The organism is Sinobacterium caligoides, from assembly GCF_003752585.1.
In the GTDB taxonomy this organism is placed as follows: domain Bacteria; phylum Pseudomonadota; class Gammaproteobacteria; order Pseudomonadales; family Sinobacteriaceae; genus Sinobacterium; species Sinobacterium caligoides.
Genome location: NZ_RKHR01000004.1, coordinates 256,566 through 272,348, shown reverse-complemented (window position 1 = coordinate 272,348; position 15,783 = coordinate 256,566). Strand labels below are relative to the sequence as shown.

The following is a 15,783-nucleotide window of genomic DNA, read 5'->3' as shown; positions in this document are numbered from 1 at the left end:
AACCGAAAGCACTATGTTCCCGAAAGCAGCCAGCGGGTGATTTTCTTCCGTAGAGCGATCTCTTTTTCCTTAAAGGGAGGGTAATTCCCGGCAGGATCTACTTTCGTTGATTTGTCGATGACAGCACGGAGATGGCTCATGTTATCGAAGCTATACTGGCCGTGATAGGCTTGCGAACCAGAATAACCGACTCCGCCAAAAGGTAGGTTATGGTTGCCTGCTTGGATAGTGCAGGCGTTGATGCAGCTTCCCCCAGAGTTACAGGCATCGAGAATATTGTTGGCAGCCTGACGATCTTCTGTATAGATGTAGAGCGCAAGAGGATGTTCTCGCTGGTTTATGCGCTTGATCGCCTCTCGGTCATTTTTATAGCTGAAAACGGGTAAAATAGGGCCGAAAATTTCCTCTAGCATTACCGGATCATCATCACGGCAGTTAATCAACAGTGTCGGACCAATGTAGTTCTCCTCTTCGATGACGTCACCACCGTGAAAGGTCTCGCCGCTAACAAGCATTTTCTTCAGGCGCTGTACATGGCTCGGGTTGATAATTCTTGACCAGACGTTACTGTCGATAGGGTGATCACCAAAAAAGTCGACAACGGCCTGTTTTAATAACAGTAAGAACTCTTCATAGATTGTGTCGTGCACTAACAGGTAGTCGGGGGCGACACAGACTTGTCCGGCATTGTTAGCAAATTTCGACTCAATAATTCGATGGGCAGAAACGGCTAGGTTAGCGTCGGCACGGACTACCGTGGGGTTCTTGCCGCCGAGTTCTAGTGTTACAGGTGTCAGATGTTTGGCCGCTGCAGCCGAGACAATCTTGGCGACATGGCTATTGCCTGTGTAGAGTATTTTATCGAAACGCTGCGCGAGAATATCAGTTGTTTCCTCGATGCCTCCCTCTAACACTTTAACCGAGTCTGTATGTAAATATTGCGGTACATACTTTGTGAGAAAGGCCGCTACTTTTGGCGAAACCTCAGAAGGCTTAATTAAAACGGTATTGCCGGCAGCAATAGCGCCAACCAGTGGGCCAAGAGTCAGGTGGATGGGGAAATTCCAGGCGCCAATAATGAGTATGACGCCGAGAGGTTCCGGGCGCACATAAGATTTACCGGGCTGTAGATAAATGGGTGTGGCAGTTTTTCTCGGCTTCATCCATTGCTTAAGTTGCTTCATGGCATGCTTGGCTTCGCCGCGGACAAAAACAATATCGCCAGCGTAGGCGGTAAATTCTGCCTTGCCTGAGTCTGCCATCAGGGCCGTCATTAGCTCCTCTTCTTTATCATCGAGTAGCTTGACGATGGCTTGTAGCTGCGCGAGTCGCCACTCATAGCTGCGGGCGACACCTTGTTGGAAGTGCTGGCGAAGTTGCGCAACAATCGGAGCGGCCATACTGGTGATTTCTGGTTCGAGAGTGGTCATAGCAATCCTTTTTGACCGGGGGAGTATATTTTTTGCTGTTCCTATCTATCAGTGTGTCCTTGGTGAAATAAAATCACATCGTCTTTAGAGGTGAAGCTTATTGTTAATCTGTGGCTAACGTGTAGGCGACAAGCTTAAATGGCTCTGCCTTCTTTTCATCGCCGCTAATGGCGAAAACAACATACTGTTTTTGTGTACGATCTAGTCGGAAAGTCATCGGTACAGCCATTACCGTTCCAGAACTGCGCCGCCGCCATACTTCTTCACCACTTTGAATATCAAAGGCACGTAGAAAATGGTCGGTGCTTCCTGTGGCGAAGGCGATACCTCCGGCCGTCGTAATGACGCCGCCGAGATTCGGGGTGCCGAGCTCGAGCCAGAGTGGCCATGGTGCTTGATCACGTGTAGTGCCGAGTGGACGTTGCCATAGCTGTTTGCCGCTGACGAGGTCAATGGCAGTAAGAGTTCCCCACGGCGGTTCGCTGCAAGGTGCGCCAGCAGCAGAGAGCAGTGGGTAGCGTAGCGCGCCGTAGGGGGTGCCCTGCATCGTAAACAATTGGCTGGGAAAGGGGTAATTTGCAGCGTCATATTGTGCTAGCTGTTGGCGTGGGATGAGCTTGATAACCCAGGGCATGATGGTTTGGTTGACCAAAAGGATGCCGTTTTGACTATCGATGGCCGCTCCGCCCCAGTTAATGCCACCGGAAGCGCCGGGAAAACTGATACTCCCTTCTAGGCTAGGTGGTGTGAACGGCCCTTGCCAGCGAAGGTGGTTGATCTTTTTTTGGCAATCTGCTCGATCGAATGGGGTAAATCCCCACGCATCGAGGGATTGTGGGTGTATTGTGGTGGGATGAGTGGCAAAGGGTTGGGTGGCTGCAAGCTGCTCACCGATAACGCCTAGTTGCGGGACCGCGCGCTCTTCTACAGGGTAGAGCGGCTCGCCGGTGGCTCGGTCGAGTAGAAAGATATTACCCGTTTTGCTGGAGAGGGCTAAGCCTTTTTTGCCCTGGCCAATAGCCGGGTTTTGGAACAGTGCCGGTGCAGCAGCAACGTCGTAATCCCAGACATCGTGGTGTACCGCCTGAAAGTGCCAGCGCACGCTACCGTCGTTTAAGTCTAGGGCGACCACGGAGGAACCATAGTGGTCGGCGCCGTCTCGCTGACCTCCGAAGAGATCGGGGCTTGGGTTACCAGTGGGAATATAGACTAGGCCGAGTTCAGCATCAGCTGACATCGGCCCCCAGCTATTGACGCTGGCGTTTTGATAGCGAGTACTGTTGCTCTTGCTCGAGGGGCTGGCATCCCAGGCCCAAACGAGTTTTCCGCTGCTGGTGTCGTAGGCGCGAACCACACCGCTGGGAGCGTCGGTACTGATATTATCGGCGATAGCGGAACCGACAATGATCAAACCCTTGACGACGATGCCGATAGACTTCACCTGATAACGGACTTTGTCACGAGCATCAATACCGTCGTTGAGATCGATAGATCCCCTGTTGCCGAAGCCACTACAAGCTTGGCCGTTGTCGGCATCAACAGCTTGGAGCTGATTGTGTGGTGTGGTAAAGAAGAGTCGCCGTTGGCAGTGGATCGTGCCCTCGATTCTTTCGCGGGCTTGCCAGTAGCCGAGGCTGCGACAGCGTAAAGGTTGTGGTTGAGTGCTGTTGGCGTTGACATCAATACGCCACTTCTCAAGACCTGTTAATGGGTTTAACGCTACGATGTAACCTGTGATAGCGCAGGCGTACAATGTATCGTTGACGACCAGGGGTTGCGCTTGATAGCGTCTGTCTTTCTGCTCGATAGACTGCTCTACTGTTACGATACTAGACATGGCTGGAAGCTGATAACTCCAAGCCAGCTCGAGTCGCCCAATGTTATCTCGGTTGATCTGCGTGAGGGGGCTGTGTTGGTCTGTACTTTGAGAGCCACCATAGTGCGGCCAGTTATTCGTCTTGCTATTGTAATCAATAGGCATAGAGGGTGAGCTACAGGCGTTGATGAGAAGACAGAGCAAAAATATAGAGGGGGCTGTTGGCTGCAGTGATAAGGCGGGCCATTTCATGGGGTATTTCCTGACGAGATTTATTATAAGTTATTTTTTTAAGCGATCACGCGAATCATAAGGTCATGATAAAGCGTCTTGTGGCGACAGTGAAGTTGGTGGCTATGGATTGCCATAAAGGCTATATAAGAGTTGTGACTAGAAGACAGGCCCTAAGCAAAAAGTCTCACTGCTTCACGCTGTTAAAATCCTCAGCGAAAGAGGGTGAGAAGCGGCTTTTAATTACCTTTTTCTAATCCATTTGAGTCTATCTAAAGGTGTCGCATCTCGTTACGATAAGTGATCGTAAATACGCATAGAGAATAATAATCATGTCTTTACAGCATAATCGCGTAGTTGTAGTGACGGGTGCGAGTCGCGGAGTGGGAAAGGGGATAGCCTTAGCGCTCGCCGCCACTGGTGCAACAGTTTATGTCACAGGACGCAGTCAGCAGGAGGGGGACGCGGCCTTACCGGGTACAATTTATGCAACCGCGGAAGAGTGTACTCGACGTGGTGGCCAAGGCATTGCTGTCGTTTGTGATCACGGAGATGATAAGCAAGTCGAAGCACTTTTCGCTCAGGTAGAAAGGGAGCAGGGGCGGCTTGATATCTTGGTTAATAATGCGCTCAGTGTGCCTGACGATTTAGTTAAGCCGGGGCCATTTTGGCAGAAAAGTCTGCAGTTGATTGATATTACCGATGTGGGGATGCGCTCAAGTTATGTCGCTTCGTATTATGCCGCCCCTTTGCTAGTTGCCAATGGAGAGGGACTTATTATTAATACTTCGTCCTTTGGCGCCAAGTGTTACATGCATGGGCCAGCGTACGGAGCGGGTAAGGCCGGAGTTGATAAAATGGCACACGACATGGCCCATGACTTTAGGCCCTATAATGTTGCTTGTCTGTCACTTTGGATGGGGCTGATTACAACAGAGAGAACGCTGGCTCTGATTGCCACAGAGCCGGATCTCTATGGTGGCATGCTGGATATTGCCGAGTCTCCTGAGTTTAGTGGTCGTGTGATCGATGCGATTGCCAATGATAAAGACTTTATGGCGAAGTCGGGGGCGGTCCATGTTGCCGCTGAGCTGGCGCTTGAATACGGTGTGCAGGATCTCGGGGGCAAGCAGCCGCTATCCAATGCCGCTATGTTCGGTGAGCCTACGGTGTTCAGTGATGCCGTGGTTGAATAAGCGCACTATTCAAAGAAATAATTAAGACAACAATAACGAACAATAGATATAGAGCGGAGCAATCGATGAATGTAAAAGACTATTTACCCGAGGGGAGCTATAGCGATCTTGCCAACGGTCAACGTATTCATTACCTCGATATAGGCCAGGGGCCGGTAGTGGTGTTTTTGCATGGTTCAGGGTCCGGTGCCAGTGGCCACAGTAATTTCAAACTGAACTATCAGGTGGTGGCAGATCAGGGGTATCGGGTTATTGTCCCTGATTTAATTGGTTACGGCCTCTCCGATAAGCCGGAAGATGTTGATTATCACCTCGACTTTTTTGTTGAATGCGTGAAGTTGAACCTCGATGACTTAGGCCTCGATCGTTATACGCTAGTGGGGAACTCTCTCGGTGGCGCCATTGCGCTAAAATACGCTTTAGATTATCCGCAGCATGTCGAACGTATGTTGCTGATGGCGCCCGGTGGTATTGAAGAGCAGACGGATTACTTCACCATGCCGGGGATGAAGATCATGCGTGAGACATTCATGTCGCCAGAACCGGTGACCCCAGCGGTTATGCGCAATTTTATCTCTCAGGCGCTGGTTCATCAACAAACTGTCGTCACCGATGAGCTGGTGCAGGAGCGCTGGGCAGTGATGCAGACGCAAAACCCTCAGGTGATTAAGACGATGGTGGTGCCGAATATGGCGTCTCGCCTTGGAGAGATTAGTTGCCCGGTATTAGGTCTTTGGGGCGGTAATGAGATCATGATGCCGGAAAGTGGTTTTATGACGCTGGCGAAGGGTATTAAAAATATAAGAATGACGATGGTTTCTGAGTGTGGTCACTGGGTGATGGTCGAGCATGTAGACTATTTCAATCGTACTCTGATTGACTTTCTGGAGAATGACTAGCGATCGCATAGTTCGATAGGAAGGTACGGTATAGCGTTGGTGTAGATATAATAAAAGGTAAAAAAGATGGAAAAGGCATTAATTGAGCAATTGGGTGATGAGTTGTACGAGGCGTTGAGCCATCAGCGCACGTTGAGTCCATTCACTGATCGTTACGACGATATTACGATTGACGACGCTTATCATATCTCGCTGCGTATGGTGGCTCGTCGTGTCGAGGCGGGAGAGAAAATCATTGGTAAGAAAATTGGTGTGACCAGCAAGGTGGTGCAAGACATGCTGGGCGTTAATCAGCCGGACTTTGGCTTTCTCACCGACAAAATGCACTACCCCAACGGTGCCGCCATCCCTGTCGCTGGCAACCTTATTGCGCCACGTGCTGAAGGGGAAATCGCCTTCAGGCTGAAGAAGGCTTTAGTTGGCCCAGGGGTCACTGAAGCAGACGTGTTGGAGGCAACAGAATGTGTGATGCCTTGTTTTGAGATTGTCGATTCACGTATTCAAGATTGGCAAATTAAGATTCAAGACACCGTCGCCGATAACGCTTCTTGCGGTGTCTTTACTATCGGTGAGAGTGAGGTTGACCCAAAGACGCTAGACCTTCCTAACTTGCAGATGAAAGTCTACAAGAATGGTGCGTTACTCAGTGAAGGTATGGGTAGTGCTGTTCAAGGAAACCCCCTGACTGCCGTAGCTTGGCTCGCTAACACCCTCGGTCAGTTTGGTATTACCTTCGATGCAGGCGACTTGATTTTATCGGGTTCGTTGGTGCCGTTGGAGAATGTAGGGCCAGGTGATGAGATGAAATTAGAGTTAGAGGGAGTGGGGAGTTGTGAGGTCTCCTTCGTCTAGCTTGAAGCAAGTATGTAAATATAGTGCTTTCTGGCTTGATAAGTTGTTGGCCAGTGAATAGCACAGCAAGCGTAATCGATAATAAAGAGAACGACTATGAGTAATAAAATCAAAGCGGCCATTATTGGTCCCGGTAATATCGGCACCGACTTATTAATTAAGGCGTTGCGCTCAGACTTGATTGAACCTGTATGGATGGTTGGCGTTGTTGAGGACTCACCGGGGCTCGCGCGCGCCCGAGAGTTAGGGCTGAAGACAACGGCTAAGGGTGTTGACGGTATGTTGGAGGAGATGAAGGCCGATGGCGTGCAGATCTGTTTCGATGCTACTAGTGCTTATGTGCATGCGGAGAACTCGCGCAAGGTCAATGAGCTGGGCGCGCTGATGATTGATCTCACGCCTGCCGCTATTGGTCCTTACTGTATTCCGCCGGTTAATTTAAAAGAAGCTGTCTCTGCTAAGGCGATGAACGTGAACATGGTGACCTGTGGTGGGCAGGCAACAATTCCTATGGTTGCGGCGGTGAGCCAAGTTCAGCCTGTCGAATACGGCGAAATAGTTGCAACGGTCTCCTCTAAATCGGCGGGCCCGGGTACGCGTAAGAATATTGATGAGTTTACTCGCACGACAGCCGGAGCTATTGAGAAGGTCGGTGGAGCGAAAGAAGGTAAGGCGATTATTATCATCAACCCCGCAGAGCCACCGCTGATCATGCGCGACACGATCCACTGTTTGACGGCCGAAGAGCCTGATCAAGAGGCGATCATTGCGTCAGTGCACAGCATGATCGAAGAGGTGCAGAAATATGTACCGGGTTATAAGTTAAAAAATGGTCCAGTGTTTGATGGAAATCGTGTTTCTATTTATATGGAGGTCGAAGGTCTAGGAGACTTCCTGCCAAAGTATGCCGGTAACCTCGATATCATGACCGCTGCCGGTCTGCGCACAGCAGAGATGTATGCGGAAGAAATACTAGCGGGCCGTATGGTGCTCGAGCCCACTAAAGCGTAAGCAGGAGAAGCCAGAATGAATATTGCAGGTAAGAAAGTTACCATCCACGATATGTGCTTGCGTGATGGCATGCATGCCAAACAGCATCAGATCAGCATTGATGAGATGGTGACGGTAGCCAAGGCGTTAGACGAGGCAGGTGTGCCGATGATCGAAGTTACTCATGGTGATGGCCTCGGTGGCCGTTCGGTCAATTATGGTTTCCCCGCAGCAAGTGATGAAGAGTATCTTCGTGCCGTCGTTGGTGCTGTTAAAAACACCAAGGTATCTGCGTTATTGTTGCCCGGTATCGGTACTGTCGATCATCTGAAGATGGCTGCGGATTGTGGTATTAGTAGTATCCGCGTAGCCACTCATTGTAGTGAAGCGGACGTGACTGAGCAGCACATTGGTATGGGGCGTGAAATGGGCCTAGATACCGTGGGCTTCTTGATGATGACGCATATGATTGAACCTGATGCTTTAGTCGAGCAGCTTAAGTTGCTGGAGAGCTATGGTGCCAACTGTGTGTATATTACTGACTCAGCGGGTTATATGATGCCGCATGATGTGACGGCGCGTATTTCGGCGGCCCGTGCCGCTCTTGATCCCGCAACAGAGCTGGGTTTTCATGGCCACCACAACCTGTCTCTCGGTGTGATGAACTCGCTAGCGGCGATAGAAGCCGGCGCCAATCGTATAGATGGTTCGGTTGCTGGCCTGGGAGCCGGTGCAGGTAATACGCCGTTAGAAGTGCTGATTGCGACGACAGAAAGGTTACAGGTCGAAACAGGCATTGATCTTTATAAAATTATGGATGTTGCAGAAGATATTGTAGTGCCAATGATGGATCAGCCTATCCGTTTAGATAGAGATGCGTTGACCTTGGGCTATGCCGGTGTCTACTCATCTTTCTTATTATTTGCCAAGCGCGCTAGTATCAAATATGGCGTTCCAGCCCGTGATATTCTAGTTGAGCTTGGTCGTCGTGGTACGGTCGGTGGACAGGAAGATATGATTGAAGATCTGGCGCTCGATATGGCTCGTGAGAAAGGCCTGATCTAATCTGGGATGGTTGATGTTACGGTTGATTGAATAACGGCGCCTATATGGCGTCGTTTTTTGTTTCTATATTGGGTACTAATTTCTTGTATATATCTGTAGTTAAGTGGTTGCTAGCTTCATTCTTGCAGTCTCGTCATTTTTTGTAGCAGCATGTTTGGCTTGGTGATTGTGTTGTAGCAGTAAGTTGAGGCTTTATGCTGCTCACCTAGTGGCCGAAGGCATTGCTGTCAAGTTGTTAGGAGTGGAAATGGTTGTTTTACCCGAGGCTTTAATACGGTCAATTTATGCGGGGGTACTTGATGAAAACCGTTGGGAATTATTTTTAGTAGAGTTGCGTCAGTGTGTTGATGCTAGCTTTGCTACTTTATTATTAAAGCCACCTAGCAAAAGTGATAGAGGGTTTGTGTTAAATGCTTTTGTGACAGATCCTGACGATGTTCTCGCCTATAACAATAATTACTATGCTCTTGACCCGTTTGTTAATTTACCCGAAGGAAAGGTAGTTAGTATAGAGGAGCATGTTGATATGGCTGGTTTTAAGTCGAGCCGTTATTACACCGAATACATGCAGCCGCTAAAAATTGAACAGATAATGGGCTTTGATTTCTCACTCGCAGACGGTGTCGATGTTCGCTTGCGAATTACAAGAAATGAGGGAGCGTTAAATTTTGCTCATAGAGAACGGTATTTGTTGGAGATGCTGTTGCCGCATTTACGACAAGCAGTAGAGATTTATATGAGGTTACAGGGCGCGGAAATGGAGAGCTGCCTCTATAGTGAGGCGATGGGCGAGATGGCTTTGGGCGTTATTATACTGAGTGAAAAGGCAGAAGTAATACGTTACAACGAGGCTGCGAAGAGACTTTTTACCGAGAGCAATGGCCTGTCATTAAGGCATGGTAAGCTTTGCTTAGAGCGAAGCGAAGAGAATAGGCAGTTACAACAGCTAGTCGCGCGCTTGATCGAGCGGCATGTGTCAGGGCGAGCAGTGGCATCAGAAGTGTTTAAAACGGAATATGCTCCAGGTGCTTTGAGGCTTGCCATACAGCTTCGCTCATTACCGTGTAGTACCTCCCCAAGCGCCAACCAGCCCTGTGTTGCACTTTTTGTTAGTGATCCTCAGCATCGCAGAAAAGCACCTACGTCGGCTTTGGCAACACTATTCGGTTTTACTCCCTCCGAGGCAGCGCTATCAATGTTGCTGGCTAATGGTTTGACGCTGGATGAGGCCTCTGAAGAGCTTGGGGTATCGAGAAACACGACGAAGTCGCATCTGAGTGCTGTTTTTTCGAAGACAGGAGTGACTCGGCAGACCAAGCTTATACAGTTAATACTGAAGAGTGTTGGGCCAGTGAGTGAGGATGGGTATTAATGTGTAGGGTAGTGCTAGGTAAAAAAAAAGCCCGCCAACAGGGTTGGCGAGCTTTCATAGTAAAGCAAGCTAACGATTAAGACTTGTCTGCTTCTGGCTTGCTAGCTTCCGGCTTGATAGCCTCAACCACTTTCGGAGTCTCTACTTTAAGAGCGACAACTTTAGCGGCTTCTACTTTCTTAGCGGCAGGCTTGGCAGCGGCTTTCTTAGCGGCAGGCTTGGCAGCGGCTTTCTTAGCAGCAGGCTTGGCAGCAGCTTTCTTAGCGGCAGGCTTGGCAGCGGCTTTTTTAGCGGCAGGCTTGGCAGTGGCTTTCTTAGCAGCAGGCTTGGCAGCGGCTTTCTTAGCAGCAGGCTTGGCAGCGGCTTTCTTAGCAGCAGGCTTGGCAGCGGCTTTCTTAGCGGCAGGCTTGGCAGCGGCTTTCTTAGCAGCAGGCTTGGCAGCGGTTTTTTTGGCAGCAGGCTTGGCAGCGGCTTTCTTAGTGGTTGTGCTTTTCGCAGGACGGCCACGCTTCTTTGGTGCATCGGCAGTAACCTTAGCTGGGCGACCGCGCTTCTTAGCTGGTGCCTTGGCTTTTTCTGCCGCAGCTTTTGCCTTTGCTTTACTCGCAGCTTTCTTTTCTGCGGCAGCAAGGCTCTTGGCCTCAGCCTTGGCAGCCTTAGCGTCTGCACGGGCTTGTACAGCGTTGAATGCTGCAACAGCCTTGTTGATCGCTGCGCTACGCTTGGTGTCGGCCTTAAGAGTCTTCGCTAAGGCTTCGTTGGCTTTGATGCCAACCTTCATTTCCTTGATCTTCAACTTTTGAGCTTCAACAGCGGCACGGGCTTTGTCGTAAGCTTTCTTTGTTGCGGCTGTTTTCTTGGCGCGATTCTTATCGCGTACGGGCCCAACTTTGGCAGCTAGCTTCTTCTCTTGTACTATGGCTTTCTTGGCATCCGCCTTAGCTTTGATGATGGCCTTATTAGTATCGTTTAGTTTTTTGGTGCGTGCTTTATCAAGTTTGTCCTGAAGTTTAGAAATTTCACTTTCTAAGTCCGCTACGATATCTAGTGTTTTTTTGGCAGCTGCCATAGTTTTTGCCCCTCAGCAATAAATTTTAAACATTAACCGGCGCGATTATACGCATCTTTATATAAAATAGCAGTATATCGACGATTTTTTTCAATAAAAAACATTAAAATTGAAAAAAAATAGTCCAGGTGCTTTATCCCAACAGCTTTGTGGCTACTTTATCTAAGGAAAATTCAGCATTTTTTGATAATTATAGAGTATAAGATGTTTATTGGTGGCCGTGATGATTATTCATGTATAGCGACATAATAGATGGCTTAATATAGTCTTACCGTTAGTTTAATATAGTGTTTTTCATCACTTTTACACTGGTTTATACTTACGCCACTAGAGATAGTGAACCTTCATTCTTGAGATTATTATGAACAAACAAAAAGAACTAGAAATTGAGGCGGCAGCCTTTCGTCGATTATTGGCTCATTTAGATGAGCGAAACGATGTACAGAATATAGATTTAATGAACTTGGCGGGTTTTTGTCGCAATTGTCTTTCGAAATGGTATCGAGCAGAGGCGGAGGAGCGCGGTCTTGATCTAGATTATGATCAGGCAAGAGAAAGAATTTATGGAATGCCTTATGAAGACTGGAAGGTGAAAAACCAGAAGCCCGCCTCAGTGCAACAGTTAAAGGATTTTGAGGAGAGTAAGCCTAAGGACTAAGAGTATGAGTGCAAGAGTGGCGGCTGATGCCGCCATTTCTTTGCAATAGAGGTTACATTAAAAGTGGGCCGTTTGGCAGGAAGTGATTGTTACTAGTGGATTTTATCCAGGTTAGCTGCTCTTTGCTTAAGGCTTTCTTACGCTTCTTGAGTAGTTTGTTTAAAGCTATTACTGGTGATTTATCCCCACACTCCCACCCGACCAGCGACTTTTCGGCGACAGTCCAAAAGCGTATGAGCTGCCAGATGTCATCATTGCTGAGGTTCTTCACAGCATCCTGCCAGTCTTCTATGGAAAGCTCGATGAGGGCAGGAAAGGTTTCAAGTTGTGTCTTGGTGAGTTGATCGGCAATAACATCGAGCTGATCGTCGGCGCTTATTTTTATAAATAATGTGAGGAAGGCCGGCTCGATGCTCAGGGCTTTGCGTTGTGCATTAATCTCTGGATCCCAGTTTCCTGTGGACATGGTTGCCGTTGCTCCTAACTTTGAATGGAGGCGCTATTTTACCGTTATAGGTGTGAAATGATAGCATTCTTAGTGTACTTTAATATCCGTGTTAATTCGTCGGGCTTGATGGTTAGATAGGCTGTAATACCGGGAAATATTGCCGCTGATAATGTTCTTAGTATTTCTGGTTGAAGGTTGCATGCGGAAAATAATTCATTGTGATTGCGATAGTTTTTACGCTTCAGTAGAGATGCGTGACAATCCAGTGCTCGAAGATAAGCCCTTGGCTATCGGTGGCTCAGGGCCTAGATCGGTGGTTGCGACCTGTAATTATCTGGCCAGGAGTTATGGTTTACATTCAGCAATGTCGATGTCACAGGCAAAGAAATTGTGCCCATCATTACTGATTATTTCTCCTGACATGGTGAAATATAAGGAGGTGAGTCGGCAAGTTCAGAGAATATTTCATGACTTTACTAGTTTGGTTGAGCCGCTTTCGCTTGATGAGGCTTATCTCGACGTTAGTGATGTTAGTCACTTTTATGGCAGTGCTACTCTGATTGCGCAAGAAATTAGGCGTCGAGTGCAACAGGAAGTCGGTATTACCATCTCGGCTGGCGTGGCAAATAGTAAATACCTAGCGAAAATCGCCAGTGATTGGCAGAAGCCTAATGGGCTGACAGTGATTCAGCCTCACGAGGTCGAGGCTTTTGTCGCGGCTCTCTCCGTCGATAAGTTATTTGGTGTGGGCAAGGTAACCCAGAGAAAACTACATAGCTTAGGGGTGCGGACTTGCGCCGACCTGCGTGCATTTAGCGTTTATGAATTAACGGAGTACTTTGGTCGATTTGGTCAACGCTTGTATGAACTTTGCCGAGGTATCGATGAGCGTGTGGTGAAGCCGCATAGGCAGCGCAAATCCATTAGCGTAGAGCATACATACGATGATGATCTTGATGACTTACAATCCTGCCTCGAAGAGTTACCAGCGTTAACCGCCGAATTGCAGCAGCGTATTAGTCGGCACCGGGGCAGTGAAGTATTAATTATTAAGCAGTTCGTTAAGCTTCGCTTTAGTGACTTTACGACAACAACGGCGGAGTGTTTGTCACTGAAAGTTGAGGAGGGGGTTTTCCGGCAGCTTTTCGCGCAGGCGATCGAGCGCAGAGATAAAAGTGTACGCTTACTGGGCGTCGGGGTGAGACTGAAGGCTGAAGAGGCTGATGCTCAGATAGCGTTGCCTTTATAGACGCTAAAAATATAGGTGTTACAAGTACTGCAAGAGAAGGGATAAAACAGGGGTGAGGTTAGCTCTATATTTTCTGGAAAAAGGGAGGTAGCCAGGAGTGCTCGTCCACTCCTGGCTAAGACGCTGTTAGGCGACGGCCTCTTCTTGATCTGTGTCGTAAGGCTCTTCGACGACAGGCTGTTCACTGTCGTAGCGGCTGGCGCGTAACTTACCAGAATGATCTTGAAGAATGCGGTTGAGCTTCTTAAAGGCCTGACGTAGTGCGCTATAGGCGTCGGCATCGGTAGCGGTACTCTCGAAGGCGTTATGCATCGCCTGCATTTCGATAGTGACGCTGAATTGATGGTTCGGCTCGGCAGCAAAAACAATGTGACAGCTGGTGATATCGCTATTGAGGCTCTCTATCTTTTCTAGCAGAGTTGCTGCTAGCTCCTTTAGTCCGTCAGAAGATTCTACGTGGTTGAATACAAGTTGTAGTTGTTTTTGCATAAGTTGACTCCTAGTGCGGATCTAATCAGCGGGGTTGTATGCCGATTAATTCTTGGCAAGATCATCAAAGCTAAGATTCCTGCGTGCTCCTTAAGTAGCACGGAGGTAAGGACTTAAGTATTTGATACTAGCCACTCTATCGCCCGTTGGAAACAAGTAGACTGCGGTCGATGAACTTACTCTATCGCTGTCGTACGTATTGTTAAATACGGGTTAGTTACTACCCTACAACGGGAACTAGTGGGGAGTAAAGGGGTCAGAATAAATAGTGAGTAAAAATTCTCATGCGTACAAATATAATGTTGAAATCATGGGTTCTGCCCCCATCTATATAGCGGTTAGTTCTGAATAAATAGGTATCGGAGAGTTATGAAGCGTATTGCACTTTTTTTAGCGACAAACTTGGCCATTATGTTGGTTCTGGGAATTGTTCTTTCGGTGTTTGGCGTTGATAGCCGAAGTACCTCGGGGCTGCTAATTATGGCGCTACTCTTTGGTATGGGTGGCTCGTTTATTTCGCTATTGTTATCAAAGAAAATCGCGCTGAGTAGTACTGGAGCAACCGTGATTAAACAGCCCCGTAATGAGGCGGAGGCCTGGTTGGTCGATACAGTAGCGCGCCAAGCTCAGCAGGCTGGTATTGGTATGCCCGATGTTGCGATCTATCAATCCCCAGAAGTTAACGCTTTTGCAACGGGCGCCAAGAGAAACGAGGCATTAGTTGCTGTGAGCTCTGGGTTGCTACAGAACATGGGGCGTGACGAGGTAGAGGCGGTACTTGGGCATGAGGTTAGTCATGTTGCCAACGGAGATATGGTCACCTTGACGCTTATTCAGGGGGTGGTGAATACCTTTGTCATCTTCTTAGCCAGAATGATCGCCGGTGTTATTAGTAACTTTGTTGCCAGCAACAACGATGATGGTGAGGGGCTTGGGATGTTTGCCTATATGGCTGTCGTTTTTGTGTTAGAGATGTGTCTTGGTGTCTTGGCGAGCATTATCGTTGCTTGGTTTTCGCGTCAACGAGAGTTTAAGGCTGACACCGGTGGTGCCGTGTTGGCGGGGCGGGGGAAGATGATTGCTGCTCTACGCGCGTTGCAGCATGCACAGCCATCGCAATTAAAGGGTGAGTTAACCGCCTTCGGTATTAATGGCGGTAAGAGTATGGCTGAGATGATGATGAGCCACCCTCCCTTGGAGAAGCGAATTGCGGCCCTGGAAGCGGCAGCATAAAAGGGAGGCGATACGACGAAAGGCGTCCTAGGGGCGCCTTTTTTATGTGTATGACGCATTAGGTTATCGAAATATAGCCATGTCACTACGGTAACTCCTTATTTTTTAGCTGCAGCTGATCATTATAATGATCGGTATCAAACGTTGGCGTAGCGTTATCAAGATGCTAACCGCTGTATCGTTGAGCTGAAGGAGAAGGAACGTATGAACAATAATCCATTATTTATGAGTACAGCGTTGTCGTTACCAGTTTTCGCCAACGAACAGCTATTTTTACGTAAGATGCAATATTTTCAGCGTGCCTTGCTTGCAGGTGAGGAGCTTAGCCGTCGTGAACACGATGATTTCTGGGCGGGATACGACCAGTTAAATGATCAGCAACGCGCTGAAGTTGATCATATTCTGGCTTGGGCGAAGCAGGGGTTAGAGTTCGGTGAACGCTATCATGAAACCTTATGGCAGGCGGCGCTGTTGAACCTTGATCACAACGCAAAAGTCGACGGTAAGGTAGAAGAGATAAGCGAGTTGACTGAAGAATTGGATCGTTTGGTAGAGGGGGGGGATCAATTGATCGAACCGAGCTGCCGAGAGATGTATCATTATCAGGCCGCGATTGGAAAGGAAAATGTCCAGCGCTTATTGGCGGCTAAAGACTCTTCACACATGTATACCGCGACAGGTGAGCTCATCGATCTAACCAAAGCCAATATAGAGCGTATGCTGGCGCAGCTGCAGCAGGCGTATGATCAAGCTCGCCGTTTATTGTCGCCGGCTTGGTCTGTCTGA

At 48.6% G+C, this 15,783-nt stretch carries 15 protein-coding genes; 10 read left to right on the top strand and 5 right to left on the bottom strand.

What is annotated here, in order from left to right; genetic code table 11:
- Positions 1 to 11: 11 nt before the first annotated feature.
- Together EDC56_RS07920 and EDC56_RS07915 are read right to left on the bottom strand one after the other, a co-directional pair.
- A complete protein-coding gene (locus EDC56_RS07920) occupies positions 12 to 1,430 on the bottom strand; it encodes an aldehyde dehydrogenase family protein (protein WP_123712008.1) in 1,419 nt (472 codons plus the stop codon).
- Positions 1,431 to 1,533: 103 nt separating this feature from the next.
- On the bottom strand, positions 1,534 to 3,498 hold the full coding sequence (locus tag EDC56_RS07915; protein WP_123712007.1) for a pyrroloquinoline quinone-dependent dehydrogenase: 1,965 nt from the start codon (positions 3,496 to 3,498) through the stop codon (positions 1,534 to 1,536).
- Positions 3,499 to 3,809: 311 nt separating this feature from the next.
- On the opposite strand from EDC56_RS07915, the gene EDC56_RS07910 reads away from it, so the two are divergent.
- From EDC56_RS07910 to EDC56_RS07885, 6 genes are all read left to right on the top strand, one after another.
- Complete coding sequence (locus EDC56_RS07910; protein WP_123712006.1) at positions 3,810 to 4,673, top strand: SDR family NAD(P)-dependent oxidoreductase; 864 nt, start codon at positions 3,810 to 3,812, stop codon at positions 4,671 to 4,673.
- Between the two features lie 65 nt (positions 4,674 to 4,738).
- A complete protein-coding gene (locus tag EDC56_RS07905; protein ID WP_123712005.1) occupies positions 4,739 to 5,572 on the top strand; it encodes an alpha/beta fold hydrolase in 834 nt (277 codons plus the stop codon).
- A gap of 66 nt (positions 5,573 to 5,638) precedes the next feature.
- Positions 5,639 to 6,424 (top strand): fumarylacetoacetate hydrolase family protein, encoded by a 786-nt coding sequence (locus EDC56_RS07900; protein WP_123712004.1) that lies wholly within the window; start codon positions 5,639 to 5,641, stop codon positions 6,422 to 6,424.
- A 96-nt stretch (positions 6,425 to 6,520) separates the two neighbouring features.
- Positions 6,521 to 7,435 (top strand): acetaldehyde dehydrogenase (acetylating), encoded by a 915-nt coding sequence (locus tag EDC56_RS07895; protein ID WP_123712003.1) that lies wholly within the window; start codon positions 6,521 to 6,523, stop codon positions 7,433 to 7,435.
- Between the two features lie 15 nt (positions 7,436 to 7,450).
- Positions 7,451 to 8,479, top strand: a complete 1,029-nt coding sequence (gene dmpG / locus EDC56_RS07890; RefSeq protein WP_123712002.1) for a 4-hydroxy-2-oxovalerate aldolase — start codon at positions 7,451 to 7,453, stop codon at positions 8,477 to 8,479.
- Between the two features lie 247 nt (positions 8,480 to 8,726).
- Positions 8,727 to 9,851: a helix-turn-helix transcriptional regulator gene (locus tag EDC56_RS07885; protein WP_148059353.1), complete on the top strand. Its 1,125-nt coding sequence runs from the start codon at positions 8,727 to 8,729 to the stop codon at positions 9,849 to 9,851.
- A gap of 76 nt (positions 9,852 to 9,927) precedes the next feature.
- Here the strand turns inward: EDC56_RS07885 and EDC56_RS19580 are convergent, their stop codons facing one another.
- A complete protein-coding gene (locus EDC56_RS19580) occupies positions 9,928 to 10,920 on the bottom strand; it encodes a transcriptional regulator (RefSeq protein ID WP_123712000.1) in 993 nt (330 codons plus the stop codon).
- Positions 10,921 to 11,281: 361 nt separating this feature from the next.
- On the opposite strand from EDC56_RS19580, the gene EDC56_RS07875 reads away from it, so the two are divergent.
- On the top strand, positions 11,282 to 11,578 hold the full coding sequence (locus EDC56_RS07875; protein WP_123711999.1) for a DUF1244 domain-containing protein: 297 nt from the start codon (positions 11,282 to 11,284) through the stop codon (positions 11,576 to 11,578).
- A gap of 52 nt (positions 11,579 to 11,630) precedes the next feature.
- Here the strand turns inward: EDC56_RS07875 and EDC56_RS07870 are convergent, their stop codons facing one another.
- A complete protein-coding gene (locus tag EDC56_RS07870) occupies positions 11,631 to 12,044 on the bottom strand; it encodes a hypothetical protein (RefSeq protein WP_123711998.1) in 414 nt (137 codons plus the stop codon).
- A gap of 181 nt (positions 12,045 to 12,225) precedes the next feature.
- Between EDC56_RS07870 and dinB the strand changes: the two genes are divergently transcribed.
- Entirely contained in the window at positions 12,226 to 13,275 is a 1,050-nt protein-coding gene (gene dinB / locus EDC56_RS07865) for a DNA polymerase IV (protein ID WP_123712844.1), read from the top strand.
- A 126-nt stretch (positions 13,276 to 13,401) separates the two neighbouring features.
- Here dinB and EDC56_RS07860 read toward each other — a convergent pair whose 3' ends face one another.
- A complete protein-coding gene (locus EDC56_RS07860; RefSeq protein WP_123711997.1) occupies positions 13,402 to 13,764 on the bottom strand; it encodes an HPF/RaiA family ribosome-associated protein in 363 nt (120 codons plus the stop codon).
- A gap of 369 nt (positions 13,765 to 14,133) precedes the next feature.
- Between EDC56_RS07860 and htpX the strand changes: the two genes are divergently transcribed.
- Together htpX and EDC56_RS07850 are read left to right on the top strand one after the other, a co-directional pair.
- The gene (htpX, locus tag EDC56_RS07855) at positions 14,134 to 14,997 is read left to right on the top strand and encodes a protease HtpX (protein WP_123711996.1); all 864 of its coding nucleotides are present in this window, start codon (positions 14,134 to 14,136) and stop codon (positions 14,995 to 14,997) included.
- 204 nt (positions 14,998 to 15,201) lie between these two features.
- Entirely contained in the window at positions 15,202 to 15,783 is a 582-nt protein-coding gene (locus EDC56_RS07850; protein ID WP_148059352.1) for a hypothetical protein, read from the top strand.